This window comes from Chamaesiphon minutus PCC 6605 (assembly GCF_000317145.1).
Classification (GTDB): domain Bacteria; phylum Cyanobacteriota; class Cyanobacteriia; order Cyanobacteriales; family Chamaesiphonaceae; genus Chamaesiphon; species Chamaesiphon minutus.
Genome location: NC_019697.1, coordinates 3,972,357 through 3,998,100, shown reverse-complemented (window position 1 = coordinate 3,998,100; position 25,744 = coordinate 3,972,357). Strand labels below are relative to the sequence as shown.

The following is a 25,744-nucleotide window of genomic DNA, read 5'->3' as shown; positions in this document are numbered from 1 at the left end:
TAAGTTTATCTTCAATTTCTACGCCATTTGACTGAAGCGATGCTAATTACAATACTCTTTCTTAAGCCAATTGTCTATACAAAATGATGGATTGCAGTGTCGAAACATCCTCTGTAAGCGTTACCCCCTTAAATGTTCTAGATTTTGCAGATCGATTGACTGCCCTCATCAGAGCTTAATCATCCGCAAAAATAGCAAATTTACTCGGCGATCGAGAAAGTTAAATTGCCAAAACAAGCCCAGCTAGTCCATAGACTAGCTGGGCTTGTTGGCGATCGAGGACCGAAACGGCTCGATCGATTAAGATGCTTGAGCAATCGTACAACAGGAGCGACTATTTATTTTCGATCCCTTCATCCCGCAGTCGCCGCCGCTCGATCTCTTCTTGAGTCGGGGAGCCGGGATTGAGCTGATTGTATTTGGCTGATTCTTCGAGCAGATCGTGACGGGTGAAAATAGCTTCAGGTTCGGAATGCGATCGCTCTGGTAGCGGACGCTCGCTGGGTTCTAGACGATACCAATCGTACCAATTGCGCGCCACCAACCAGAATACCGATAGCAGTGCCACGGCACTGAGTACCATCCCGCGCGTACCGTTAACAGAGCTACCTTCGGCGATCGAAAAGCTATAGATGGGAATAACTGCACCCACGAGCGTCGAAATTATCGCAGCTAGAGCAATCCGCCAATTACCGCGCCCCAAGCCCCACACTAGCAGTAACAACACGATCGAAACGCCACTCCACACGGATACAAAATCACCGATCCGACTGAAATAGGTGAGGGCAAACATCCCCGCGAAAAATGCCAATCCAGAGATCGCGATGTCTTGGAGTCGCATCGGTATCGACAGACATAACAGGAGCATCCACCAGCCAAAAATGCCAGGAGCTAGCAGTAATAATAGCGGCAACGTGCCCGTCTGTGCGGCTACAGGTGCCCCAATCGCTACCCCGAAAGGCTTTTGCACCGAGGCATCTCGATCGAATGCCCAAGTAAACGTTTGTCGATCGCCATTAGTTGTTGTTTTGGTGGGTGCGACGTCGCTGACAAAATTGAGTCGAGGGACTGAAGAGGCGATCGTCATCCGAAAGTTGTCTAGAGAGCCAGCCTTAGCACTATAAACCCATTGCGGCGATCCTTGCGCGCGATAGTTAACGCGGAGTTTGCTGATGCTACCAGGCGCGATCTGAAGTGGGAAGCGGTATTCACCAGGAGAAGTCGAAGCTAATTTTTTACCATTGCGCTCGACTTCAAAGTTTTGGAGGAGTGAATAACCAGTCGGGGGCGCGATTTGAAAGACAAAGCGATTGGTAGTACCAATCGGATTGGTAATCTGATAATCGCCTCTAAAGTCGAGCGTGAAATTATTGCTATTGCTGGTATTTGTTTTGAGCGGCGAGATTGTCACTTGCAGATTCGAGCCGCTGACTGATGACTGACGGGTGACATCTCTTTTGTCTTGAACTTTTACCAGTTTGCCATCGAGCTGCGTGGTATAAGTAAAAGGTTCTTGGGTAATATAGCTGACTTGGGGCGAAGATTGTTGGATTAATTCCCCAGCAGCCAGCGTTGGCGTTTTTTGAGCTACTCGTGCTTGCTCCCAATTGCTCTGACGGTTGGCTAGCGTCGAACACAATCCAAACCCCAACAGCACGATCGCCGTAACGAGGAAGATTTGCTGCAATCCGCGCATCAGTTGAGCCGACTGCATCACCCAATCGCCAATGACGACATTTGGGGGATAGTTACGGAGCGAAAAGTTGAACAAAGCCATGCCCGCACCCAATCCGATCGCTAAGAGCGCGAAAATTGCCAGCGCGAGGGGCAATCGATCGGCAAGTTGGTTGAGGTATTGGGGTTGAGTGAGATCGGGTAACCCTGTCTGAGCGATGTGCTCAGATTGCAATAGCAAGTCTGGAGTCATGGCAACCAGCATAATTAAATTCCTATCTTGAGTGGATTTATTTTAAAAGTGGTTATCGTACTTGGTATTAAATATTACTTTAATTGCGACCGCTTAGAGAACTTCGATGATGGTAGTGTCATAACTGCCAAAATTTTTGACTGTTTCAGCATAAGCATCGAGATCGGCTAGTGCAGATTTGAGTTGGCGACAATTGTAGCGATCGGTTTCGATATCGATAAAAAATAAATAATCGCCCAAAGAGCGTTTGCTCGGACGCGATTCGACTCGGCTCAAATTCAGTCCCCGATTGGCAAAGAACCCCAATGCCGTGACTAATCCGCCTGGAGTATTCGATCGCAAACTGAAAGCCACAGAAGTACGGTTACCCGCCAGAGTCGGCTGCAAACTAATCGCCCAGAATTTAGTTTGGTTGTCGGGGTAATCATTAATCGATCGTACCAAGACTGGCAATTGATACAAATTAGCCGCACGTACCGAAGAAATCGCAGCAGCTTGAGGATTGGCAGCCAAAGTTGCCAGTGCTGCGGTAGTAGAATTATCTGCAATCCGCACCGCTTGGGGGAGATGCTGCTGCAACCAAAGCTGACATTGGCTCAGAGCTTGCGGATGCGAATACACCGTCTCGATGTGGCTCAAGTCCTCAGCGACCGAAACTAAGGCATGATGGATCGGTAAGACGATCGCCTGTTGGATTTGGAGACTGGCGACGAGTTGCCAGATCGTATCGGCAGTCATCGTCACGCCACCTTCGATCGAGTTTTCGACTGGGACGATCGCCAAGGCAACTTCTTTGGCGGCAACAGCTTTGAGCGTTTGGGCAATATTGGGATAGGGTTGCAAGCACGACTCCACCCCAGCAAGTTTGGCGCGCGCGTAGGCTAATGCCGCCGCTTCAGAATAAGTACCCGTAGGCCCTAAATGGCCGATCTTTAGAGTCATATACAGTTGCTAATTAGTACTATATGCCGTACTAATTTGATAAACTACCGAGCATTAAATTCGAGCTAGAGATCTAGGCAGTAAAGCCGATCCCCCAAAGAACCGAGATGCGATAAAATTATAGATGAATGTATTTTATCGCGATTAGAGAGCGATCGATTAGAACTAAAATTTTTACTTAGCTTTTAAATATTTACTTCTAAGACAATTTTTTCAATGTCGATCTTTGACAGCCAATAATGTTGCATAGTAGTATCGGTTCTAACTCCTTGCTTTAGATATGCAAATCGTTAAATTCTCAGCGGATCGATCGGTCGATATTGCCGTACCCAAGCAACCGATCCCGATCGGGCATTATCTGCGCCAACCACATCGGTTAGTTAATGCGCTAGTAGATCCCAGTCGCGTCCAACAACTCAGCGAGGACGAGTTTCGGCTAGCTATGCGCACCCTAAACTTTTTTGGATTCGAGCTTCAGCCAACGGTATTTTTGCGCGTGTGGACGGAAGCAGATGGAACGGTGCGGATCGCCTCTACCAAATGCGAAATTCGCGGCATCGACTACATCGATCGTCGCTTTAGTCTGCAACTGATGGGTAAGTTATCCCCCTATCAAGAAAACGGGCAAACATATCTAGAAGGATTGGCAGATCTTCAAGTTCGAGTAGATCTCCCACCACCATTAAACTTCATGCCTCGATCGATGGTAGAATCGGCAGGAAATAGTCTGCTCAAAGGGATTCTCAACACTTTCAAACAGCGATTGCTGCACCAACTAATTGCCGATTATATTTTATGGGCTAATACCGGAACTGAAGGTACCAGCACCAAGCCATCAACCCAGCCTCAAGCTCCGCATTTGGGATAGAGAAGGAGTTGGGAGCGGGGAGTTGGGAGTTGGGAGAGCGAACTCCAAAATCCAAAATCTCACTCGCCTCATTAAGGGCAAACATGACGATTGCAAGGACTGAACGACTGACGGTGTTCTGGAGTAATGCCATATTTCTCGATCGCATTACGATGCTGAGCAGTACCATAACCCTTATTATTTTCTAGATCGTACAATGGGTAAATCGCTGCTAATTCACTGGTAGCCCGATCGCGCCACACTTTCGCTAAAATACTTGCAGCCGCGATCGAGGTCGATCGATCTTCGCCCTTAACCAAAGTTTGTTGGGGCACATCGAGCTGGGGAATCTCACGATTGCCATCTACCAAGCATAATTCCGGCGTCACCGCCAAACCAGTTATCGCCCTCCGCATCGCCACTAGCGTCGCCTGAAGAATATTAATCTCATCGATTTCGGCAACCGTAGCAATCCCAATCTGATACGCGATCGCAATTTGTTGAATTTTCGGTACCAAAAGTTCTCGACGTTGTGGGGACAGCTTTTTACTATCTTTAACTCCCCAACTTTGACATTGCTCGATCGCATCTTTAGGCAAAATCACCGCCGCTGTCACCACTACTCCAAATAAAGCACCCCGCCCGACTTCATCGACACCAGCAATCAGTTCTTCGGGACGAGTTAATTCGTAACTAATCATCAGCAGCTCAACCAACCTGAATTCGGCATAACTATCTTGCTATAATAGCTCGATCGATCGATAGTCGATCGATTAATGCCAATTATTAAATTACTGCTACACATCTTTACCCCTCCCAGCGGCAGATGAGGTTAAATTAATGGAAGACAAATTTTATAATTTAGACCTAAATAAAATTGCTTTTTTATCCAAAGAAGTAATCATTAATATACCAAGTAACGATATTATTTTTTTGTGTAATACGGGTTTGCCAAAGTTGGTTGAATCATTGGAGTGGGCGTTCGACCTATCACAAGTAAAAAAGTATGCTTGTATTGATAGCAAGCAAGATTGTACAGAATATATAAACGAAGAAGATGAAAAGAATAATTTAGAATTTATATATAAAATCGGCAAACATGTTGCTATGGGTATGTTTATATCTATTCAAGAATCAGATGGTGGAATATATTTAGCTGAGAACCCAATATATAAAGACAGAGAAAAATTTCTGCAAAAAACAACGTATATCAATTCAGATATTGAAGGTTTTGCTAAATGCTTGAAAATATATGATATCTTTTTTGTCAGTAATAAAGATATCATGGATGATTGCTATATTAAAACAGAAGAAGAAAGGCATAGTATACTGCTTAAATTAGAAGTTGATTTGAAAAACGTTGATGTCACCATTGTAGGTTCTAGTCCAGGTAAACTTGACTATGATGGATTGTGGACTTATTTAATAGAAGAAATGTATGATATTTTTGACATAGATTCTTATGAAGAAGAAGGTAGTGAGTAGAGCCGTAGTGGCGCGACCAGACTAAAACTGTGGGTAAAGAGATCGCTCAAAATATTACCGATTGTACTTTTTAGAGTTCTGAATGCCCACATTTTTAGCCGTAGGGTGGGCATTGCCCACCACTCAAACCTAAGCGGAGCAATGACTTCGGCTTATTTTATCAACCTTGGCATACTCGATCGCTACTGTAGATATCGATCGAGGGTTATTTGGGTCGATCGAATATTTAATCGGGAGGATGAAGATTTTTCTCTCTTAATAACCCTCGTAAATTAACAACCCCTTCCCGATTTAATTGCAGCCTAACTACCGTCGCTCTCCCAGTCGGACTAATCCCAATCAGCTCGGTAAAATCATCACTCCACACAAAATGTTCCACATGCAATTGTTGGCGGGGATGATATAGCGGTACGAGTTTACCATCGATCAGATCGATTGCTTCTGTCAGATTATACTTACGATTGTTGCACCCTTGACAAGACAGAGCTAGATTATCGAGGTCGTAAGTTCCACCTTTAGACAAAGGAATAATATGTTCGATGGAAAAAGGATCGGGTGAAAACTTAAGTTGACTCCAACAATATTCACAACATCTTTGCGCTCTTTCGTTAATAAGTTCTTTTTGTCTAGCAGTTAGTTCGGGCATTTAATGAAACTCTGAAATCCCCAAATCTTGCATAACTGTAGACAAAGACTGACCACGCAGATCTGAGAGTTCGATTAATGCTTTCATCCGGCGAACATTAGCTAATTCCAATCGATCGCTAATTTCAATTAGTTGCTGCTGCTCTTCCTCTGTCATGATTTCAGCTTGGCGTTTAGCAATTAGAGTATGATATTTAGTCCAAGTATCTGTCGAAACTCCAAGATTAATTTCCTTAAGAAGATCTGATTCTTTACTATTTACTTTTTCTAATAGAGTCAATCTAACTCGTTTGCCAGAAAATTCATTAGCCTTAGCAAGAATTTCTTCCCAAGTTCCTTCTATTTCTAGTGTCGATCGCATAAGAGATCTATCGATAGTTGTAGGTAAATCTTAACTCATCTGGGCTAAACCTACAACCGATCGAGCTTGCCTTATAAAACGCTCGTTACCTAAAAAGAACGGCAACGAGTCAAGACGTCATATTAAACTCGATATCTCCTTGTAACAAACTAAATCGATCTTCCGTTGACTAGTACTGCGCGGCGCAAGTTAGGTTACTATTTCACACTCCCCGCTCCCCGCTCCCCGCTCCCCGCCAAAATAGTAACTAGATTTACGCCGTAGACTACTAGCAGCGCAGTGTGAGCGGGAAAACCGCCCACACTGCGTCAAGATAAGACAGCCTTTGCCAGATATAGGTTTCACTCACACCCGTGAATCCTAAACTGCAACAATATCGGAAGCATGACTCAATCGACGATCGCCGAAGAACGGCGTTTGCGCCGTCGATTCTCAGGCAACTCTTCTGGCACCTCTGCAACCGCTGTCAATGTCTCACTCTCGAGCGGATCTGCCATTGGTGCAGACTCGATCGCTGCATCGCTACTGGCAAATTGAGGAGTCGCAGCCACTTCTTCCTCAGCTTCAGGTTGTTCTAGCGCGATCTCTGGTGGAGCTACCGGAATTGTAAATTCCCGTTCCACGATCTCGCTAGTGGGTGCTTCGGGTGTGGCGATATCCTCTGTGTCGATCGCTTCCACGGTAGGACTTGGCGCAGAAACGCTCGGTTCGGGGGGTAAACTTCCGATCGGTACGACATGGACGATCGCTGTTTTAGGATTATTTAACTCCCGTCCCAACTTTACCAGTGGTGAAACTCCCATCCACGCGTAGGTTTCCTTTTCCAAATCCGACATTTCGACAGAGACTACCTCTGGCGGTTCGATCGTCGGTCGGGTCGGCTTAACTCGCTGTGGTTTCCCCGGTCGATCCCGCTCCTTAGCAGCATCATCTGTCAATTCGGATGAGTCTTCGGCTCCAGTAGGCTCATCGGGGACGTAGGCTTCGAGTGGCGGAGGGGCAAAGTCACTACTAATGAGAGTAGCGCGGTTATTATTCTCGATCGAGGTGGGAATACCGCGATTATTCGTGACGACGCCGCGACTTGGCGAATTAGAATTGGGAATTGGCGTGCGGAGGGTGTCGCCATTCGGTGTCGGACGCGGTACCACATTTCGCACTACTTCTTCGCGCTCGGTGCGACCCACGCGACGGCGGCGTTTTTTGCCAACTCCATTCTGCTGTTGATAGCTAGGATGGTTGACCAAATTGAAGTCGTCTTCACCTTCAGTTCCTTCTGACTCGAAGTTTTCCCATGGTTCTGGGACTGAGACTACCGATGGACGCAGATCGGGTAAGGTGCGATCGTTGCGGCGGGGGCCTCTAGTCAATCCTCTCCCAGTTACCCCATCACGATCGACATTGTTGCGAGTGCGATGTTCGCGGACGGGAGTGGTAGACACTAACGAAATTGGCACTGCTTCGCCATCGGCACCGTAAACGGTTTCGCCAGGAACGTGAGCTAAATGTCCCAAACCGCCACAAGTGGCACAGGTTTCGCCAAAGAGTTCGTAAATATTTTGACCTTGGCGTTTGCGAGTTAGCTCTACTAGTCCCAATTCGGACAATTGGGCGATTTGAGGTCTAGCTTTATCGACTCGCAACTGTTTGTTAAAATGCTCTAAAACTTGCAGTTGATCTTTGCGGTAATCCATATCGATAAAGTCGATGATGATTACCCCCGCAATATTCCGCAGTCGCAACTGACGGGCGATTTCGGTAGCGGCTTCGCAATTCGTCCACAGTACCGTCTCGCGCGAAGTATTCGATCGGGTAAACGAGCCAGAGTTGACATCGACGACAGTTAGTGCTTCTGTCGGTTCGATAATAATATATCCGCCAGACGGCAGATCTACTCTGGGTTTTAATGATTCTCTAATCGCTGCATTCACGCGGAAATATTCGAGAATCGGTTGGCGTTCGCGGTGACGATCGACGACAACGCCTTGAGGTAACTGACCGTCTGTCCAGCCTGAAAGTGTCTGCTTAACCCGCTTGAGTCCCTGTTCGGAGTCTACGACAATCCGATTGACATCTTGCGAATACATATCGCGCAAGACTCTTTGAATGAAATCATCATCGCGATTGAGTAGTGCTGGCGCGCGAGTGGAGTTAGCATCCTGTTGGACGATCTCCCACTGTTTTTGGAGTTGTTCGAGATCTTCTAAAATGGCCTCTTCTGTCGTGTCTTCAGCTTCAGTCCGCACCAGCAAACCCATTCCGGCTGGTTTGGCTAGTACTGCTAAGGCTCTGAGTCGATTGCGCTCGCCTTCAGAGCGAATGCGGCGAGAGAGATTTACCCCTTTACCAAAGGGAATTAAGACGACATAACGACCGGGAAGACTGACATTCCCCGTCAATCTGGGGCCTTTATTTCCGGTTGGTTCCTTCATGATCTGCACCAGCACTTTTTGCTGCGGTGCGAGCAATTCGGTAATCGAACCCGAACTGCGTCTGAGTCGGAGCGGCCCTAAATCGGTAACGTGGATAAATCCATTCCGAGCAGGATCGCCGATGTTGATAAACGCAGCGTCAATCCCTGGCAACACATTTTCGACGATGCCAAGATAGATGTCACTGACCTGATGTTGTCCGGTCGCTACTACCAATTCTTGAATTTGGTCTTCTCCAAATACGGCACCAATGCGGTGTTGCTCCGCAATAATTATTTGCTTTGGCATTCAATTTCCTCGAAAATTAGCAGCGCGCTCGATCGCCTAGAATCGATAGATGCTCGAACGGTGCTGGTATGATGTAACGTAATTTATCCGAATTTGTCCCAGTAGCTAACTGTTGTGTGCTGATAATGGATAGATCGCCAAAGCAGGTACGATCGGGCTAGGGATACAAATCGTCGGCTTGCGGATCTGATTGGGAAACTAAATGGTTGACATCGATACTTTGTTGGTGGTGCTAAATGATACACTCACAACCAGACATCTAGATGCTTAGCCCCAATTATCGATCGGGCGAGCGGGGAAGGCGAGATCGCTTGGATCTTAAATTAAAGTTCTCAAAAGTAGCCACTGCGACTTAGGTGCAGCTTTACCTCCGATCGGGAAATAGACAAGCAAGGCTCCAGGGGAGGTGCTGCGTCAACTCTAAAGCTAGGTAGTTTTAACCAAAATGTGGACTGACTGTCTAAACTTTGCGCTGACGGATCGACTCATTATTTCTCTCTAATCTCAGACCTTAGCTACTCGATGCTCGTGCTATGGCGTCTGTCGTGCCGAAGGCAAGTCTTCTCGGCTATACGGCTATGCCAACAACCAACGGATCGTTTACCCAAAAATCGTCTACGAACAAAGATTCATAGAAGTTGGGCTTCAATCTTCAGACGATTGCCCCAGCGATTGAAAATTCAACTCCGATAAGAGTTGGATTTGTAGCTGCCTAAAATAGAGCGAACTGGAGCGATCCTCCAATTCTCACTAAATCCATTGCACTTAGTAATTAGCTACAAGGATGGTGGTATGTCCAGAATCCACGAAAATTTTGTCAAGTAGGCGATCGCGTCCAGTTTGGATTACCGGAGTGCTGAGAAGATTGGCTGAGCTTATTCTTCTATAGATGCGATCGCTCCTGGTTACTTTCGATTATACCTGTAAATTGTCACGATCTCAAAGCTAACTTCCGCAGACTTTGAACCGTGGCGATCGTGGCAGTGGCAACTCGATCGATTTGCTCTACTGTATTATTGTGCCCAATTCCGAACCGTAGTGCTGCATATGCCAAAGATTCGCTGCGTCCTATTGCTCTGAGGACGTGCGAAGGCTCGATTTTGGCCGAGCTACAGGCGGCTCCAGAGGAAAGAGCCACCGTCGGACGCAATCCCAATAACAAGGCATTGCCATCGACGCCAGCGATACTAATATTCAGATTTCCGGGCAGTCTGAGAGTCGGATGGCCGTTGAGATAGATGCCATCGATTTGACTCAATTGCGACCATAATCGCGCTCTGAGCTGCGTCAATCTAGCTGTTTCTACCTCCATTTCGGCGATACCGAATTCGACAGCCTTGGCAAAGCCGACGATTTGGGGTGGATAGAGCGTACCCGATCGCATTCCCCGTTCGTGTCCGCCACCGTGTAACTGCGGCGACAACTTCACGCGCGGATTGCGGCGACGGACGTAGAGCGCGCCGATGCCTTTGGGTCCATACACTTTATGAGCGGTCATCGACATCAGATCGATATTTAATAACTCCACATCGAGCGGAATTTGACCGATCGATTGGGCGGCATCGGTATGAAATAAAACGCCGTTTTCTCGACACAATTTACCAATATCTACTAAGGGCTGAAGTACGCCGATCTCATTATTAGCTGACATTATCGATACCAAGATCGTATCGGGACGAAACGCATTTTTTAGTTCGTCAAGATCGACTAATCCATCAGACTGAACTGGTAAATAAGTAACTGTAAATCCTAATGATTCGAGATATTTACAAGGATCTAAAACCGCGTTATGTTCGGTTTGCAGGGTAATAATATGCTGCCCTTTGGCAAAATAAGCTTCGGCGACACCTTTGAGCGCGAGATTGTTAGCTTCAGTCGCACCGCTGGTAAAGACAATTTCTTCAGGACTGGCACCGATAGCAGTGGCGATCGTTTCTCTAGCTCCAGTTACCGCCGCTTCTGCCGTCCACCCATACTCGTGGGTAGTACTAGTCGGATTGCCAAAATGTTCGGTAAAATACGGCAGCATCGCCGCCAAGACACGCGGATCTACTGGTGTGGTGGCATGTCGATCGAGATAGATTGGTAACTGTCGATCTGTGGGCATGTGGTGGTGTGTAAGAATGTAGATGCGATCTGGACTGGTGGGGTTGGATGTGTGAATCTAGCCGCCCCTACCGATCCGCTCTCGTCCAATCATCAATGATTAAATTAGGAACTTGCGAAAAATCTCGATAGTTACGAGTTAGTAAAGTAGCTTGATTTGCTAAGGCAATCGAGGCAATTCGTAAATCCTGTGTGCCAATTCTAATTTTTTGCTGTCGCAGTTGATGATAAATTGATTCTGCTTCAAGATCGAAATCTATTTGCTCAAATTCTTGTAAACTCTCAATAGTCAACCGCAAATTTTGATAAGCTAAAGAAAGCGATGTTTTGCTTTTAGGGTCGGATGCTTTGCTAATTACACTCAGCCTTCCGCGTAATTGCTCTTCTGCAGTAACAATAGTGATGACTACTCGATCCTGTTGGTGCAATGATAACCGCTCTATAAGTTGTGAGTTTTCTCTGTGTAAGAGAGATAAATGGTCGGTATCTAAAATCCATATACTCACAATGGTTATCTGCTCGATGTACTAAGAATTAAAACTATCCAATTCATCTCTGTAAGATTGAATCCCTTGTTGAAATTCTTCAAATTGTGGATCTGTCTTGAATATTCCTATAGATCTCAACCATCCCCGATCCTTCTCTCTGTGCTGATTCATGGGCAATTCTAGCGAAACTACTTCGACTGTCTCTAGTTTCTTAATGAGATTGTCTCGCAGACTACTAATAGCCTGTTCTCGACTATTTTCTTCAGCGGTACAGTCAGGGACTTCTAACACAGAAGCAACAGTTTTTCCGTCTGCTCGTTGCTGGAGCAGAATATTGACTTTGATACTATTTTGGTGAGCTTGCATGATGTTTGGCTGCTCGGTTTGTTGTGATATATCTATTGTATGGCATTATTGATAGGCGATCGAGATAAATTGGTAAGTGTCGATCTGTGGGCATGTGTGGGGGTGTGAAGATTCGATCGGGAGTTGGTGGTGCGATGCGGAGATCTAACCCACCCCGCCCTACGGGCACCCCTCCGAGGAGGGGATTTTTACCCACCCCGCCCTGCGGGTACCCCTCCGAGGAGGGGATTTTTACCCACCCCGCCCTGCGGGCACCCCTCCGAGGAGGGGATTTTCATTAGCTATTCCCCAAGGGAATGGCTAGAGCAAATGCTCTTTGATGAGAAGACTAGGAGTAGCTTATTCCTAACTAATCTTTTTTATGCACATTAGCCCACAGGGCTATTCTAAAAAATCCCCTCCTCGGAGGGGTGCCCGTAGGGCGGGGTGGGTAGATCTCCGCATCGCACCACCAACTCCGATCGAATCGATCGGTAAGCTATAGAACGATCGTATTTAGATCTTACTGAAATCTCTACCATCCAACAACACCAAAAAAGACACCGCAATTAATTACGATGTCTCTCTGAGTAAAATATCAATTGATTCAATATTCCCTAAGTTACGCTTTGTTGCCAATTTTTAGGTTCTTTCTCATGCGGAATGCTGCGGTACCACCGATGAGGGTGCCAATAATGGTAAAGGGTTCGGGAATTGCGGTAGCACTGGTATCAACCGCTGCATTGAAAGTTCCAGTGAATGAGGGTATGTAGCTCAAGTCACCGTCGAGCGCACTAAACACGACATTAGGAGCAGTAGCAAACGGTATTGTTGTATTTGCCTCAAATTGGAACGTGACTGAGTTCACATTCTGAAAACGAAAGATGGCAGCCCCGCTTGTATTGTTCTCAGCTTGGTCTGCACCCCGTCCAGAAAAAAGATAGCTGGTCGCATCTTCGGTAGGAATCAATGCAGCAGTCGAACTACCAACTTGATAACTGACTAAGCCAGTACCTTTGGCGATTCGCACAGCTTCATTTTGAATAGCTTCTCCATCTACGTCATAGATTAAAAAGTTCAGCTCTGGTGCAAGAAAAGCAGTTGTAAAAGTGCCGCCACTATTAAAGAGGTCGATTTTGTAGGTCATTTGACCCTGACCAGTTTGGTTAGTAGCAATTTGATATCTGAATGCCTCATCATCGTTCGGTTCGGCAGTATTAGCAGAGTAATTCGGGTAATGTCCTAGAAAGGAGTAATTGGTTCCAGTCACCGTAGCGGTAATCTTGGCATCAACCCCTGGAGCCACATTAGTGTAGCGGATTTCATTGCTGCTAAATCCAGGACCTCGGCCAAGGATATCAGGGATGTTTGCTGTTCCGACTGGAGTGTCAAACTTCAGATCGATCGCAGCAGCTTTTTCACTGTGGCTAACAGCCGAAGCAGCAGCCAATGTTAATGCACCCACGAGGGTCAAGCCAGCATTGTGGCATAGCGATTTGAGGGATTTCATTTTTAAGATCGGGGGGAGAATTTTGTGTCAGGCAATGTGAATCGATCGTGCTTTTTTAAGCATTTATGCTTAGAGAGACAGAGTGAAGTGAGTTTTTTAAGCAAAATTGCTGATTACTTTCAAATAAAATACCATGAATTTACCCAATTAACATCTCTAAATAAATACTTGTCAAAGGTTCGGAATTTAAGCATTGTCGAGATCGGGGGTGATTGGCTCTGTTGTCTCGATCGTCAAACAGCCATTGTCTCCGGCTTCGCACAGCCGCAAAGCATCGCAAAACAATGGTGTAGGCGCAGCAACTCTGTCGTAGTTAAGTACCCCAATCCATCTGTAATTTTTTAGCTGAACCAGCAAAATTAGCAGTTAAAACCTCGAAATTGCCTCATACAAATCGGGCAGATCGTTCTCGATTAAAATCGTATCCTTCGGCTGACGGTGTTCGGGACTAGTTAGATAAGCCAGCGCGAGATCGCGATCGGCAAATTCCATCAACTTATCGGGAGCCAAACCGCCTTCGAGCAATCCGGCTTTGAGGGCATCTTTATTCGTATCGCCGATTACCAGTGCCAAATCGCAGATCGAGGCAGCCTTAAGAGCCACCTGGCGGTTCTCAGCAGCTTGAATCTCGCCGAGTTCTACCATTCCTGGCGTCATCAAGATTTTGCGTCCGCCTTCGAGGGCTTCGAGCACTTCTAGAGCTGAGGCAAACCCGATCGGGTTAGAGTTGTAAGAGTCATCGAGAATGAACCCGTCGCCATTTTTGCGAAGGTTGAGACGGTTATTGGCAGGTTCGAGATTGTGAATGGCGGCGATGACATAATCGGGATCTTTACCCAACGCGCAAGCCATCGTAAACGAGCCGACGAGATTGGAGAGCATCGGCGCGCCTAGTAACTTGGTGAACCCTGGATATTCTTTACCTTGCCAATGGATATTAAAGGTGGTGCCATCCATACCAGCTTGAATATCTGACATCCAGCAGTCGAGGTGTCCGAGTTCGGGTTCTAATCCGTAGAGGAGCGTAGTTGCTTTGGGATATTCCTCAGCCATCTTCCGCGCGCCAGGATTATCGCCATTACAAACGAGTAAACCATCGGTAGGAATCGCCTGAGCGAGTTCGCATTTAGCTTTATAAATATTTTCTGCACCGCCGAAGCGTTCGAGGTGCATTACACCCACAGCAGTTACCAATCCGGCTTTGGGTGGCGTAAAACGGCACAATTTGGCGATCGATCCAATTTGGTACGCGCCCATTTCGATGATGGCGATTTGCTGTTGGGGTTTGAGCTGTTCGCGAATCTGGCGGGTGATGCCCATTTCGGTATTGATACTTCCCGGCGTCCAAAATGTCGGCTCAATCGCTTCTAAAATACTGCCTAAGATGGCTTTAGTACTGGTTTTACCATAACTGCCAGTAATCCCGATCGTGTAGGGCTGGTAGTCGGCAAGGATGTCTTTAGCTTCTTGCCGGAAAGCTTGTTGTTTTTTATATTCGTTCGGCCAGAGCATGGCATTGGCGATTACAATCCAAATCGGTGAAGATTGGATGAGCGCGATCGCGATAAACCAGTAGATGTAAATACTATCTCCAGCTCCTAAGAAATAAGTACCTGTAACGATAAGGAGCGTTGCGATCGAGTATAAAGCTAGCGCAAGATTGTAAATGGCTGTCGCGCGATCGGTCATATTCAGTTTAATCTTGCCCACCTTGCGCGGATCTTCTTCTTGAAAACCGAGGAATACTAGAGTAGCTGCGGCACCTGCACAAATTGCCACGCAAACAAACATATCCCCCCCAGTCGCAAATAGACTCAGAGCGGCTGCTATAAGGGCAATGAGAGTGCCTTTAGTATCAAAAGTGCGTTTTTCGAGGAACCAAGCCTTAAAGCGAGTGCCATTGTATTCTTCTTGCTGAAAATAACGCAAGTATCTCAATCCCCGACGGGTGAAGAACAGGATCGTAGCAGCCGAGATAATGGTAAGGCAGATGAGGGTAAGCATTGATGTTGTGATGGTGACAAGGATCTGTAGGGGCGGGTTTGCGGCGCGCGTAACTCATTGGGAGAGGCTTCGCCCACGTCGGGAAACCCGACGGGTTAGCGCGAAAAGACAATGCTAGAGATTCCGTTTGGACTAGAGCTTTCATTCAAACCCACCCACCCCACGGTTATTTGTCTGAAACTCAGATGGTGGGCAGTGCCCACCCTACAATTTGCTACTTCTACAATTTGCGACTACGCTTACCTAATCAGATTTAGAGTTGAGCAAGGCAATCAATAACAGCGCGCCAATGGGAATGATAACAAGTAGAATGAGCGTAATCATTTTGACAACTCTTTGCTAGATAACTGAGCCAGAAATTTCTCTACATAATAAGAGCAAAGATGAGAGCCTTCGGCTTGAAACATGAAATGATCGCGGTTGGGAATTGTAATTAATTCGGAATTAGCAAACAGACTGTGGTAGCGATGTCCCATTTCCACGGGAGTTTCTGTATCCGCTTCGCCCCAAAGTAGCAAGACGGGGACGGAGATTTGTTTGGCGAGTTCCGTGAGATCTTCACTGACGGTTTTAACGAGGGTACCGCGCATCGCCCCAGCATTGAGATAATCGCGAGAACCGTACTTCTGCGTGTGCCAAGTTAGCAGTGCGTCGCGATAGAGGGGAGAGATTTTGAAAGCATTACGCATATTCCGCACCCACTGACTGCGCATAGATTGCTGGAGCGTGCGCTGACGCTGCAATCCACCAGCATTGACAAGTGTAATCGATCGCACTTTTTGGGGGTATTTGTGTGCGAGCCGAATCGAGACTCTCCCGCCAAAAGAATGTCCCAACATATCGGCGGATTCGATGCCGCTTTCTTCTAAATACTGGTAAATTCGATCGGCATAGTTCGCGGTATCCCAATCTTCGGGCGGTGGCGGCGACTTTCCAAACCCAGGTAAATCGATAATATGTACTTGGGATTTTGTCGCGAGTAATTCTCCCATCGGTTGCAAAGATTGGAGATTTTGTCCCCAACCGTGGAGCATGACGAGGGGATGACCGTTATTACCCAGTCGGACGGTGTTTAATTGGACGGTGTTGGATTGCACTTGAGCCATTACACGCACTGTTGGTTCTTCTTCAGCTTAAATTATCATCGATCGGTACCGACATCTAGCGGAATTTTTGGGCGCGATGACAGATTGGGTTACGAAGGTGGGTAAGTTAGAAGCGATCGATCTCACACTCACTATGTCGATCTATCAGTAAAATCGGGGGTAAGTTTACAGTTACACCCCCATTTACCCCGATTAAAATCCCATGTTTATTATTGCAGCCTATACTCTCCTTGCAAGCAGCTTGCGGTTATTGGCATAGCCCCGATCGCCAGAAGTGACTTGCGGTAATTATTCACTAGAAATAACTATGGAGATTTAATATGTTTGCAGTTGGCAAAAAAGTTGGTAGTGGTCTGGAGCAAATTATTTACGAACATTTTATATATATAGTTAGAACTGAGTCACCATCTAACGTACTCGAAAGATTTCGGAGTTTATTTATCGAGGGTGTTAATTATGTAGATAGCCGGATTTGGTCGGCGATCGAAAGTCTAGCATTTGAAAAAACTGCCGAACAAAATTTTCCCTTAATTATCAACCGTTGTTGCTATATTCTCGTCAATCACTGGCAAATGCAGCCATCTGGGCATCCTAACATCACCAGTTTGGTTAATATGCTCGACAATCTCCATGATGTGCGGATGACTTATTCGCGCACCGTGCGGCGGTTGCGTCAATTGCTTCAGGTATATTTGCAAAGCGATGACTATCCCAAGCTCAGGCGGTTAAATGCCGTTCTTAATGGCGAGAGTTCTGCCAAAGATACGATCGGCGAAAAACAATTGGGAACATTAATTTCGCGCTACCCTTACTTATACGAACATACTCTTGTCTCAGAAGAACGCACATTTGAAAATGTCGAGACGATTAAAAGAGTCCAACGCAATTTACGTCAGGAACAAGAAACCAATCTTTCTCACTATCTAACTTATCAAGTCAGACGATCGCGGATCAAGGCTCAATTAGGTAGAGAGGCTGCAAATAATTTACCCGCTGTGTCCAATCCGACTTTGTTGTCTACCAAGGAATTAGGTTTGGCATTCGGGCAATTTGCCGGAAAAGCTGAAGGTGATGCTACTTATAGAGATTTATCTCGCGGTTTTGTGTCTCAGCTTGAGATGCAGCCGATTATTAAAACATTTAAGGGAGACTTATACGATTATATAGTTTCTGGTGTCGATAGCAGTTATGGCCGACGGAGCTTTAACGATCGCTTGTACAAAGCTATTTATAACATTTCACCCGATCGCGATTATCAACCACTCGATGAAATTGGCTTACTGAGAACTTGCACTCACGTTCTCAACCATCTAGTTATAGAAAGTCATAGCAAGCCGCAACATTTCGTGTTTGTGGATATGATTAATAATTTAGGAACTGTATTCACAACTGGCTTGCTCCTCAAGGTTGTCTTGATTTGTCAAAAGGTAAAACCTTTGTTAGAAAGTAGGTTGTCAATTTTATTCAACCATTATGAGTCTTCTAAGTGTAAGGGCGTACCATGGCTGGTCAAATCTCTAGAAACTTGGAATGTCGCTGGGGCAATTCATTTTGGCAAAATGGATGCATCTTCTCTTAATTTTCTGCAATCTCTTGGTGGAATTAGAGAATAATACTTTTATCACTTTTGAAAATCAAAATTTATTTAGTTTTTAATCATCAAAGCTTTGATGTAATTCTTCAGCAACTAATTTCAATCGTCGTAGCTGTGCTTCCATATCTGCTTTTGTCCATTTAGCCGCAAATTTGTCAAACCCCCACGCAATTGTGCGATTGGGAATGTTAAATTCAAAACTATTAATCAATCGCGTACCGCGCTCGTTCGGTTGGCATTCCCACCGATCTTTACCTTTAAAAAAGCCATCAAATCCCCACACAATTAATCCAGGTTCTCTAGCAAGAACGGTATTTTTTAGCGTCGGTTTAATAACTGGAATCTGAATCGTAAATCTACTTTTACTACCGACACTAGTTCCCCATACTCCCATCGGTTCGCACTTGAGTAGGGGATTGAGCCATCGCTGCATCAATTCTAAGTCTGTAATACATTTATCTACGGCTGTGGCACTTGCTTTAATCTGAATCGACTGTTCAAAAATCGGCATTGATTATGGGGACGGGGAGAGGGGGATCGGCTCCCTCCCGGTTGTGTGCGTCAAGACAAGACAGAGGGGGAGAGGGGGAGACTGGGAGAAAAGAACGCAGTTATTTCAAAACCTAAAGCCTAAAGCCTAAAGCCTACACCTAAAGCCTAAAGCCTAAAGCCTAAAGCCTAAAGCCTAAAGCCTAAAGCCTAAAGCCTAATTCTTGTTTAATTCGATCGACGATCGAGTGTTCATCAATGGTAGCAAGAATTCGGGCGATGACGGATTTAGGGCTATCCTCACCCCAGGAAGCACCATTTGCGAGGTAAGTTTTGGTAACTTGTCCGATGGCATAAGTAGAGACTCCAGCAATTCCCGCTTGTGTGAGGGCGATAGCCGTATATGGTGCGATCGTAATTCCGCCTGTAGCGGGGGCAAAAATGCCCATTAAGCCCTTAATACCGCTCAATCCTAATTTAGCGATCGATTCGCTAATTGTAATGCCGCCCATGCCCATAGCAATGCTCTGAAGGAGTTTCAGCGCACCCGATCGAGTCATCGAGATGCCGTAAAATTTAGATAATCGGATAATCATCGCAATATCGATAGCTGCACCGCCAATCAAATCCGCCGCGATAATCGGATTGATGGCAACCGCGATCGCTTTAGTCATCACCGATTGCCAGATAATATCATTGGCAGCTTCGTCGCGACTATCCATTTTGCGATCGATGACTTGTTTTTGGATGCGATCGGCGGCTAGCATAGCATTAAGCGCGGCGAGAGATTTACCCTCACGTTGGAGAATTTCGACGATCCGCCACTTGAGTTCGGCGATTTGCGGGGTACCAGGATGATAGCTGACGCCCATACTACCATCAGCGCGCGGCTCGGCGCGGACGACTTGTGGCGCAGCGGCTACTAGCATAATCTCACTGGGACTGAGAATTTCTCGCACTCGTTCGTCGCGGATTTTGGCATATATTGCCAGTTTATCGCGATCGGGAAAAAGATCGACTTTATTAAATACTAATAACATCGGTTTGCCCGCAGTTCGGAGTTGCGAGAGTGTTTGTAGTTCGAGTTCGGTAATATCGCCAGCAATAATAAATAAAATTAAATCTACTTGTCGGGCGATATCATAGGCAAGTAGTTGTCGCTTGTTACCATCCACTTCATCGATACCGGGAGTATCGATAAATTCGATCGCTTCTTGGAGCGTCGCTGGTGTATCTTTATCTAAATCGAATTCATCTTGCCAATTATCAACTTCCCAAACTACCTGCTGGCGTTCCTTAGTAACGCCATGCAACACACCAGCCTCAAAAACTGTTTGTCCGATTAAAGCATTTAATAGCGAAGATTTACCGCGTCCTACCATTCCAAATGCCGCGACTTGAAACACCGCGCGATCTAATTTGCGCAGCATATCGCTTAATTCGGCAATTTCTGACTCCAATCCAAATCTTTCTCGCTGAGTCAGATCTAGCTCTACCAAAATTCGCCGCAAAGTATCCTGAGCCTGTTGATAATTTCGCTCCGCCTGAATTGTATTAAACTCGGCGATCGTATCTGTGAGATTTACAGAATCTTCTGGAAACTGATTCATCATTTAACTTTAAACTATAAATAAGCAGATTTTCAATCCCTTACGTTAAACCAAATCCCTAAAGCCTAAAGCCTAATACCTAAAGCCTAACTTACTATTCTGATTTTCGATCGCGGGACATTAACGCAACGATCGCTTCTGGTGCGGTAATCTGCCCTTGCAATAATCGATCGACTAATACAGTAATCGGCATATAAATTTGATTGCGATCGGCAATCTGAATTAATACTTTAGTCGTATTCACTCCTTCGGCTGTTCCCTGAAGATTGGCTAAAACTTCAGTCAGAGTTCGACCTTGAGCTAAACCATAACCAACCTGATAATTGCGACTCAAAGGACTATTACACGTCGTCAATAGATCGCCCAAACCCGATAGTCCATAAAATGTTTCGGTTTTACCACCCCAATATTGACCGATCCGAATAATCTCTGCCAAGCCGCGCGTTAATAGTGCAGACTTGGCATTATTACCTAATTTCAAACCATCGCAAGTTCCCGCTGCGATCGCGATGACATTTTTGATCGTACCGCCTAGTTCTACGCCGATCGGATCGTCATTAGTATAAACTCTAAATTTAGGCGAAGAAAATATCTCTTGAATGGTATTGGCTGCATCAGCACTCTGACTAGCAACGACTGTTGCCGCAGGCAATCCTTGTTGAATTTCTAGAGATAAATTTGGCCCCGATAAGACTACGATCGGATTATTTGGAAAAGCTTGATGCCAAAGTTGGGCGGGTGTCAAATTAGTGCGCGCGTCTAAACCTTTAGTTGCCGTGACGATAATTTGATGTGGTGCGATCGAGTCACGCAATCGCTCGATAATTGCAGGTACTCCCGACATCGAAACTGCCGAAATAATCGCCACGCAATCTGTTACCATTTCTGCTAATACTCGCCCACAACTCCGCGACCAAATTATCGGCTCGCAACCATTAATTTGCGTCAATTTACTTAAGGCATCACCCCATGCACCTGCACCGATAATTATAATTCGATCGTTCATAGAGTGGTGAGTGGAGAGTCGTTCCAATACGGTTCGGCTAGACAATTAGACAGCGGTTATGTCTTGTCGCACTTGCTTGGTGCAAAACATGGGTCGGGAACCTCCGCGTGATTGCATCCGCAAACCGCTGCTACTGTTGAAGAGTCCGCGTAGGCGGACTAAAAATAGAGCTGCAATTAACATTAAAACCGATCGATTATTAATTACCCCCGTGGGTATTTCACCATCAGCTTCTGAACCTCTTCCGCATGATAAGAACTACGCGTCAAAGGTGTCGAAACCACCTGAAGAAAACCAATTTCTTCGCCATATACTCGCCACGCATCGAACTGGGCGGGAGTGATAAATTCGGCGACACCAAGGTGTTTGGCTGAGGGTTGGAGATATTGCCCGATCGTGATGATATCGCAATCTGCCGATCGTAAATCTCGCATGGTCTGGCGAACTTCTTCATCCGTTTCGCCCAAACCGACCATAATGCCTGATTTAGTATAAACTTTGGGACGATGCGCTCGCGATCGAGCTAAAACTTCTAAGGAGCGTTGATAATCGCCCTGGGGTCTGACCCGGCGATACAAGCGGGGAATGGTTTCGGTGTTGTGATTGAGGACTTCTGGAGCGGCGTCTAAAATCGTCTCTAAGGCTTGCCAATTGGCGCAGAGGTCTGGAATGAGTACTTCGATCGTCGTGTGGGGTGAAAGGGCGCGTACAGCCTGAATACAGGATTCAAATTGACCCGCACCCCCGTCTGCTAAGTCATCTCGATTCACCGATGTGATTACGACATGCTTGAGATTGAGCCGTTTGACAGCTTCTGCTAACCGCAATGGTTCGGTCGGATCTAATGCTTGAGGTTTTTTCTCAAAATCGATATCACAGTAAGGACAAGCACGAGTACATGCTGGCCCCATAATCAGAAATGTCGCCGTTCCCGCACTAAAGCACTCACCAATATTCGGGCAAGAGGCTTCTTCACATACAGTGTTGAGTTGTAAGTCACGAAGGATCTCTTTGACATTACCTACTCGTTCCCACTGCGGTGCTTTTACACGCAACCATTCTGGCTTAACTGTCATAACTATGGAAAAGGTATTCACGAGCCTACTATTCTAGCATTTCGCGAACATAGTAGATGTGCATTTACCCAAAGCCTAAAGCCTAAAACCCACAACCTAAAGCCCTTGTCGGGTATCTTTGCCAGCATATGGCATCGATCGACGCAGATTGTCGATAGCATACTGAATATCTTGAGTGGGATCTACAGCTACCCAACCATTAGCACCAGGAGTACGGGTTTCAAAATGTAAGTGCGGCCCAGTAGAGTTACCAGTACTGCCGACTAAACCGATGACCGTACCTTGAATAATTTGTTGTCCTGGTTGGACGGCAATCTCGGAAAGATGACCGTACAGAGTCTGCAAGGTGTCGTTATGCTGAATGACGATCGCTTTACCATAGCCACCATTCCAACCTGCTGAGACCACTGTACCCGTGGCGGTTGCAACTACTGGCGTACCAGATGGCGCGCCAATATCAATTCCCGAATGAAAACGACGAGTTCCAGTCAGAGGATGCGTCCGCCAGCCAAAGCGAGAAGTAGTCCGCGCGGGATTCATTAATGGATAGATTAATTCTGTGGGTGCTTCGGTTTCACCATTATTGACATAGGCTGTTGGCGGGTAGAATGTTGTCTGAGTGCTTGTGGGGCGGATTGTGGGTATCTTACTAACACTGGGGATGTAGTTCGATTTGATGACGCGAGGTAAGCGCGTTACAGGTTGGACCTTAATTATTTGGGTGCGTGGTGGTGGCACGGGAATTACGACTGAAGCTTCTATTGGTGCGTCAGTTGGTACCGAACTAATCCAATTATGCTGTCCGAGATTCGATACATCGCTAGCAAAAACACTGGTTGACTTTTGCTGAGTACCAGATGCCTCTCTCTGGGCGAAATGTTTGGCAGCAGCTTCACTAGTATCGTCATCGATTGCTAAGTCAGCAGCTTGCGATTGAGAGGCAGTCGTCGAGCTAGTAGCTCCAGCAGCAGTAGCGACAGCGTTGACGCGATCGCTAGAAAAGCTATTTGCCTCAGTATTTTTGCTAATATCCTGTTCTGTTTGCGGAGCTAGAATATCTGCCGGATTGGGATTATCAATCCGATTTGTACCCAATAATTGAGTTTTTAATGTGTTGTTTGTTACTAAATCTTGTACGGTTGAATCCGAATTCCGTGCAAGTGTAGTGTCAGCACCTAAAAAGGTACCCGCAATCATTAAAAATCTCAGAGATTTGTTTATACGCATAGATGCAGTGAAAATTAGTACGGGGTAAAAGTTGAAATTGACAAATTTAACTTGAAGCCAGAATTCGTTCAGTATATCAAGATATAGCCCAAATTTATATTTTTTTTATAATCTTCAAGGCAGTCAATCTTCGACTGCCTCAATCTAGCTTCTGGCGTGCGAATGCAGCCAGAATCCAGCCAAGATCGCGATCGATCTGCACGCTCTACAATCGCTAGCACGAAAAAAGTCTCCTGTAAAGAAACTTTCGCGATAGTAAATTCATCAAAAAAATCACTCGAACCACGATTTCTGTATTTGGAAAGATCGATAATACTGAATCGCGCGCCGACTCGACCGATCGGGATGGCAATTTTGACGGAAATCGCGATCGCAATCCCCACGATCGCAATCAACCATAGCAAAGTTCAGATAGATATATTTCGGGATCGATCGGCTCAAATCCAGTCACCATGAATCGCGATGTATATTTACAAGCTAAATAGCTCAAAAATTTGCCGACAAAATTGTTTTAATTTGTCCGCTATTTCTGGTTGTGGTTGAATCTCGCCTTCAAATTGCCAATCGCTGACAGTCGATAATCGCCATTGTTTGCCACGATAATCGAATCCAGCAATTTCTAACCCGATAAAATTACGGGTAGAATCCACTTGCTGGCGATCGTCGTTAAACCGAATCTGGACTAAAATACTCCGACTTTGCCACCGCCGACTCCAACCGGGAAAATGAAAGCTAAAATCGATCGAATCTGGATCGACTAACTCTTGAGTATCGATATCCTCAGCCCATGGTTTTAGATCTACCTTGGCATCGGGAAACTCACTCCGAAACAGACTGACGGCAGAGGCGATTTTACTGGTAAGGGTGATATCGGTAGCTTGTTGAGCGGCGTTCACAGGTCAAAGTTAATTGAGAATTGAGAATTATCTTTCCCTAAAAGGATGCCTGCGAAGTCTAAATGCGAGTGGAGTGGTAGTGGCAACCAGTAAAGTCTCGATCGGCACGGGAAAGGCGATGCTGACGAGATCCAATTTTAGAATAACTTAGTTTATCATCCGCATGGATTCTTCGTAGGTATCGTCACGATCGATCCAAAAACTAAATGACGCATTTGTCAACCACCGATCGAGCCATCCCATTTTCAGCGCGAAATTATTAGACTATTACTATCGCCGTTTGTCATGAGGATCGACCTATGGGTACATACGATCGAGAATTAATCGCTACCGCGCGCGCCATGGTCGCACCGGGTAAAGGTCTGTTAGCCATGGATGAAAGCAATGGTACCTGCGCCAAAAGGTTCGAGAAACTCGGCATTCCAGTGACAATCGAACGTCGCCGCACCTATCGGGAACTAATTATTGGCACGCCAAATTTAGCCGATTATATCAGCGGGGCAATTTTGTATGATGAGACGATCCGACAATCATCTCAAGCTGGCGTTCCCCTGGTCAAAATGCTCGAAGCCGCTGGCATGATTCCTGGAATCAAACTCGATCTCGGAGCCAAAGATCTTCCTGGCTGTCCCGGCGAAAAAGTCACCGAAGGTTTAGACGGCTTGCGAGAACGCATTGCCGAATACTATCAAATGGGTGCCCGTTTTGCCAAGTGGCGCGCTGTCATCGCCATTGATGCCAGTATTCCTAGCGATACTTGTCTAATAGTTAACGCGCACGCATTAGCACGATATGCCGCACTTTGTCAAGAAGGTGGCTTAGTTCCGATCGTCGAACCTGAAGTGCTCATTGATGGCGACCACTCGATCGAACGTTGTTACGAAGTGACCGATCGCACTCTCCAAGTCGTGTTCGCACAATTGCGCTTGAATCGGGTGGAATTGGACAAAATGATTCTCAAACCCAGTATGGTGCTATCGGGCGAAAGCTGTTCGGAACAAGCGTCTGTCGATCTAGTCGCCCAAATGACGGTGCGCTGTCTGCGAGATAATGTTCCTACCTCCGTGCCTGGGATTGCCTTTCTCTCTGGCGGACAAAGCAACGAACGTGCCACAGCACATCTAAATGCCATTCATACTCAGTATGGCTCTGAGTGCCCTTGGGCAGTGACCTTTTCCTATGCCCGCGCCATCCAACAACCCGCCCTCGACCACTGGCACGGCGATGACGCCAATATTCCCGAAGCCCAACGGCGGCTCTATCAACGAGCCAAACTTAACGCCGCCGCCAGCATGGGGCAATATATGCCAGAGATGGAGCGCGAGATGTCGATGGTGTAAGGGTATATGGGTGGATGTGG

The 25,744-nt window shown here is 46.2% G+C and carries 24 protein-coding genes; 4 read left to right on the top strand and 20 right to left on the bottom strand.

Features of this window, described 5'->3' with window-relative positions; all coding sequences use genetic code 11:
- Positions 1-334 precede the first annotated feature (334 nt).
- Together CHA6605_RS18305 and pheA are read right to left on the bottom strand one after the other, a co-directional pair.
- The gene (locus tag CHA6605_RS18305) at positions 335-1,939 is read right to left on the bottom strand and encodes a hypothetical protein (RefSeq protein ID WP_015160890.1); all 1,605 of its coding nucleotides are present in this window, start codon (positions 1,937-1,939) and stop codon (positions 335-337) included.
- Between the two features lie 81 nt (positions 1,940-2,020).
- A complete protein-coding gene (gene pheA, locus CHA6605_RS18300; RefSeq protein ID WP_015160889.1) occupies positions 2,021-2,869 on the bottom strand; it encodes a prephenate dehydratase in 849 nt (282 codons plus the stop codon).
- A 280-nt stretch (positions 2,870-3,149) separates the two neighbouring features.
- On the opposite strand from pheA, the gene CHA6605_RS18295 reads away from it, so the two are divergent.
- Positions 3,150-3,737: a DUF1997 domain-containing protein gene (locus CHA6605_RS18295; RefSeq protein WP_015160888.1), complete on the top strand. Its 588-nt coding sequence runs from the start codon at positions 3,150-3,152 to the stop codon at positions 3,735-3,737.
- 71 nt (positions 3,738-3,808) lie between these two features.
- Here the strand turns inward: CHA6605_RS18295 and CHA6605_RS18290 are convergent, their stop codons facing one another.
- Complete coding sequence (locus CHA6605_RS18290) at positions 3,809-4,417, bottom strand: ribonuclease HII (protein WP_015160887.1); 609 nt, start codon at positions 4,415-4,417, stop codon at positions 3,809-3,811.
- A gap of 139 nt (positions 4,418-4,556) precedes the next feature.
- On the opposite strand from CHA6605_RS18290, the gene CHA6605_RS18285 reads away from it, so the two are divergent.
- Entirely contained in the window at positions 4,557-5,201 is a 645-nt protein-coding gene (locus CHA6605_RS18285; protein ID WP_015160886.1) for a hypothetical protein, read from the top strand.
- Between the two features lie 226 nt (positions 5,202-5,427).
- On the opposite strand, the gene CHA6605_RS18280 is transcribed toward CHA6605_RS18285, so the two are convergent.
- The 10 genes from CHA6605_RS18280 to CHA6605_RS18240 all read right to left on the bottom strand — a co-directional run bounded on the left by CHA6605_RS18280 (position 5,428) and on the right by CHA6605_RS18240 (position 16,486).
- Entirely contained in the window at positions 5,428-5,847 is a 420-nt protein-coding gene (locus CHA6605_RS18280) for an HNH endonuclease (RefSeq protein ID WP_015160885.1), read from the bottom strand.
- Positions 5,848-6,207, bottom strand: a complete 360-nt coding sequence (locus CHA6605_RS18275) for a hypothetical protein (RefSeq protein WP_015160884.1) — start codon at positions 6,205-6,207, stop codon at positions 5,848-5,850.
- A 389-nt stretch (positions 6,208-6,596) separates the two neighbouring features.
- Positions 6,597-8,927 (bottom strand): ribonuclease E, encoded by a 2,331-nt coding sequence (gene rne, locus CHA6605_RS18270; protein ID WP_015160883.1) that lies wholly within the window; start codon positions 8,925-8,927, stop codon positions 6,597-6,599.
- A gap of 931 nt (positions 8,928-9,858) precedes the next feature.
- Positions 9,859-11,034 carry a cysteine desulfurase family protein gene (locus CHA6605_RS18265; protein WP_015160882.1) on the bottom strand — a complete coding sequence of 392 codons (1,176 nt, stop codon included), beginning with the start codon at positions 11,032-11,034 and terminating at the stop codon, positions 9,859-9,861.
- 67 nt (positions 11,035-11,101) lie between these two features.
- The gene (locus CHA6605_RS18260; RefSeq protein WP_015160881.1) at positions 11,102-11,539 is read right to left on the bottom strand and encodes a type II toxin-antitoxin system VapC family toxin; all 438 of its coding nucleotides are present in this window, start codon (positions 11,537-11,539) and stop codon (positions 11,102-11,104) included.
- Between the two features lie 21 nt (positions 11,540-11,560).
- On the bottom strand, positions 11,561-11,887 hold the full coding sequence (locus CHA6605_RS18255; RefSeq protein WP_015160880.1) for a hypothetical protein: 327 nt from the start codon (positions 11,885-11,887) through the stop codon (positions 11,561-11,563).
- A gap of 601 nt (positions 11,888-12,488) precedes the next feature.
- On the bottom strand, positions 12,489-13,376 hold the full coding sequence (locus tag CHA6605_RS35140; protein WP_015160879.1) for a hypothetical protein: 888 nt from the start codon (positions 13,374-13,376) through the stop codon (positions 12,489-12,491).
- A gap of 186 nt (positions 13,377-13,562) precedes the next feature.
- Entirely contained in the window at positions 13,563-13,733 is a 171-nt protein-coding gene (locus CHA6605_RS34330; RefSeq protein WP_157260031.1) for a hypothetical protein, read from the bottom strand.
- Positions 13,734-13,742: 9 nt separating this feature from the next.
- Positions 13,743-15,380 (bottom strand): Mur ligase family protein, encoded by a 1,638-nt coding sequence (locus CHA6605_RS18245; RefSeq protein WP_015160878.1) that lies wholly within the window; start codon positions 15,378-15,380, stop codon positions 13,743-13,745.
- Positions 15,381-15,700: 320 nt separating this feature from the next.
- A complete protein-coding gene (locus CHA6605_RS18240) occupies positions 15,701-16,486 on the bottom strand; it encodes an alpha/beta fold hydrolase (protein WP_015160877.1) in 786 nt (261 codons plus the stop codon).
- 320 nt (positions 16,487-16,806) lie between these two features.
- On the opposite strand from CHA6605_RS18240, the gene CHA6605_RS18235 reads away from it, so the two are divergent.
- On the top strand, positions 16,807-18,099 hold the full coding sequence (locus CHA6605_RS18235) for a hypothetical protein (RefSeq protein ID WP_015160876.1): 1,293 nt from the start codon (positions 16,807-16,809) through the stop codon (positions 18,097-18,099).
- 39 nt (positions 18,100-18,138) lie between these two features.
- Here CHA6605_RS18235 and CHA6605_RS18230 read toward each other — a convergent pair whose 3' ends face one another.
- From CHA6605_RS18230 to CHA6605_RS18200, 7 genes are all read right to left on the bottom strand, one after another.
- On the bottom strand, positions 18,139-18,591 hold the full coding sequence (locus tag CHA6605_RS18230; protein WP_015160875.1) for an SRPBCC family protein: 453 nt from the start codon (positions 18,589-18,591) through the stop codon (positions 18,139-18,141).
- 181 nt (positions 18,592-18,772) lie between these two features.
- Positions 18,773-20,182, bottom strand: a complete 1,410-nt coding sequence (locus CHA6605_RS18225) for a GTP-binding protein (RefSeq protein ID WP_015160874.1) — start codon at positions 20,180-20,182, stop codon at positions 18,773-18,775.
- 91 nt (positions 20,183-20,273) lie between these two features.
- Positions 20,274-21,185, bottom strand: coding sequence for an NAD(P)H-dependent glycerol-3-phosphate dehydrogenase (locus tag CHA6605_RS18220; RefSeq protein WP_015160873.1), 912 nt, complete (start codon positions 21,183-21,185; stop codon positions 20,274-20,276).
- Positions 21,186-21,388: 203 nt separating this feature from the next.
- A complete protein-coding gene (lipA, locus tag CHA6605_RS18215; RefSeq protein ID WP_015160872.1) occupies positions 21,389-22,261 on the bottom strand; it encodes a lipoyl synthase in 873 nt (290 codons plus the stop codon).
- A 96-nt stretch (positions 22,262-22,357) separates the two neighbouring features.
- Positions 22,358-23,488, bottom strand: coding sequence for a M23 family metallopeptidase (locus tag CHA6605_RS31795; RefSeq protein WP_086936243.1), 1,131 nt, complete (start codon positions 23,486-23,488; stop codon positions 22,358-22,360).
- 68 nt (positions 23,489-23,556) lie between these two features.
- The gene (locus tag CHA6605_RS18205) at positions 23,557-23,892 is read right to left on the bottom strand and encodes a hypothetical protein (RefSeq protein WP_041548245.1); all 336 of its coding nucleotides are present in this window, start codon (positions 23,890-23,892) and stop codon (positions 23,557-23,559) included.
- A gap of 66 nt (positions 23,893-23,958) precedes the next feature.
- Complete coding sequence (locus tag CHA6605_RS18200) at positions 23,959-24,384, bottom strand: hypothetical protein (RefSeq protein ID WP_015160870.1); 426 nt, start codon at positions 24,382-24,384, stop codon at positions 23,959-23,961.
- A gap of 299 nt (positions 24,385-24,683) precedes the next feature.
- Between CHA6605_RS18200 and CHA6605_RS18195 the strand changes: the two genes are divergently transcribed.
- Positions 24,684-25,724 (top strand): class I fructose-bisphosphate aldolase, encoded by a 1,041-nt coding sequence (locus CHA6605_RS18195; RefSeq protein WP_015160869.1) that lies wholly within the window; start codon positions 24,684-24,686, stop codon positions 25,722-25,724.
- Positions 25,725-25,744: the final 20 nt, after the last annotated feature.

Bases quoted from the DNA above. Each gene is read 5' to 3' on its own strand.
- CHA6605_RS18235 (WP_015160876.1), top strand. From the start codon at position 16,807: ATGTTTGCAGTTGGCAAAAAAGTTGGTAGTGGTCTGGAGCAAATTATT.
- CHA6605_RS18255 (WP_015160880.1), bottom strand. From the start codon at position 11,887: ATGCAAGCTCACCAAAATAGTATCAAAGTCAATATTCTGCTCCAGCAA.
- rne (WP_015160883.1), bottom strand. From the start codon at position 8,927: ATGCCAAAGCAAATAATTATTGCGGAGCAACACCGCATTGGTGCCGTA.
- pheA (WP_015160889.1), bottom strand. From the start codon at position 2,869: ATGACTCTAAAGATCGGCCATTTAGGGCCTACGGGTACTTATTCTGAA.
- CHA6605_RS18280 (WP_015160885.1), bottom strand. From the start codon at position 5,847: ATGCCCGAACTAACTGCTAGACAAAAAGAACTTATTAACGAAAGAGCG.
- CHA6605_RS18295 (WP_015160888.1), top strand. From the start codon at position 3,150: ATGCAAATCGTTAAATTCTCAGCGGATCGATCGGTCGATATTGCCGTA.
- CHA6605_RS35140 (WP_015160879.1), bottom strand. From the start codon at position 13,376: ATGAAATCCCTCAAATCGCTATGCCACAATGCTGGCTTGACCCTCGTG.
- CHA6605_RS18305 (WP_015160890.1), bottom strand. From the start codon at position 1,939: ATGCTGGTTGCCATGACTCCAGACTTGCTATTGCAATCTGAGCACATC.
- CHA6605_RS18195 (WP_015160869.1), top strand. From the start codon at position 24,684: ATGGGTACATACGATCGAGAATTAATCGCTACCGCGCGCGCCATGGTC.
- lipA (WP_015160872.1), bottom strand. From the start codon at position 22,261: ATGACAGTTAAGCCAGAATGGTTGCGTGTAAAAGCACCGCAGTGGGAA.
- CHA6605_RS18290 (WP_015160887.1), bottom strand. From the start codon at position 4,417: ATGATTAGTTACGAATTAACTCGTCCCGAAGAACTGATTGCTGGTGTC.
- CHA6605_RS18275 (WP_015160884.1), bottom strand. From the start codon at position 6,207: ATGCGATCGACACTAGAAATAGAAGGAACTTGGGAAGAAATTCTTGCT.
- CHA6605_RS18230 (WP_015160875.1), bottom strand. From the start codon at position 18,591: ATGCCGATTTTTGAACAGTCGATTCAGATTAAAGCAAGTGCCACAGCC.
- CHA6605_RS31795 (WP_086936243.1), bottom strand. From the start codon at position 23,488: ATGCGTATAAACAAATCTCTGAGATTTTTAATGATTGCGGGTACCTTT.
- CHA6605_RS18240 (WP_015160877.1), bottom strand. From the start codon at position 16,486: ATGGCTCAAGTGCAATCCAACACCGTCCAATTAAACACCGTCCGACTG.
- CHA6605_RS18265 (WP_015160882.1), bottom strand. From the start codon at position 11,034: ATGCCCACAGATCGACAGTTACCAATCTATCTCGATCGACATGCCACC.
- CHA6605_RS18225 (WP_015160874.1), bottom strand. From the start codon at position 20,182: ATGATGAATCAGTTTCCAGAAGATTCTGTAAATCTCACAGATACGATC.
- CHA6605_RS18285 (WP_015160886.1), top strand. From the start codon at position 4,557: ATGGAAGACAAATTTTATAATTTAGACCTAAATAAAATTGCTTTTTTA.
- CHA6605_RS18220 (WP_015160873.1), bottom strand. From the start codon at position 21,185: ATGAACGATCGAATTATAATTATCGGTGCAGGTGCATGGGGTGATGCC.
- CHA6605_RS18245 (WP_015160878.1), bottom strand. From the start codon at position 15,380: ATGCTTACCCTCATCTGCCTTACCATTATCTCGGCTGCTACGATCCTG.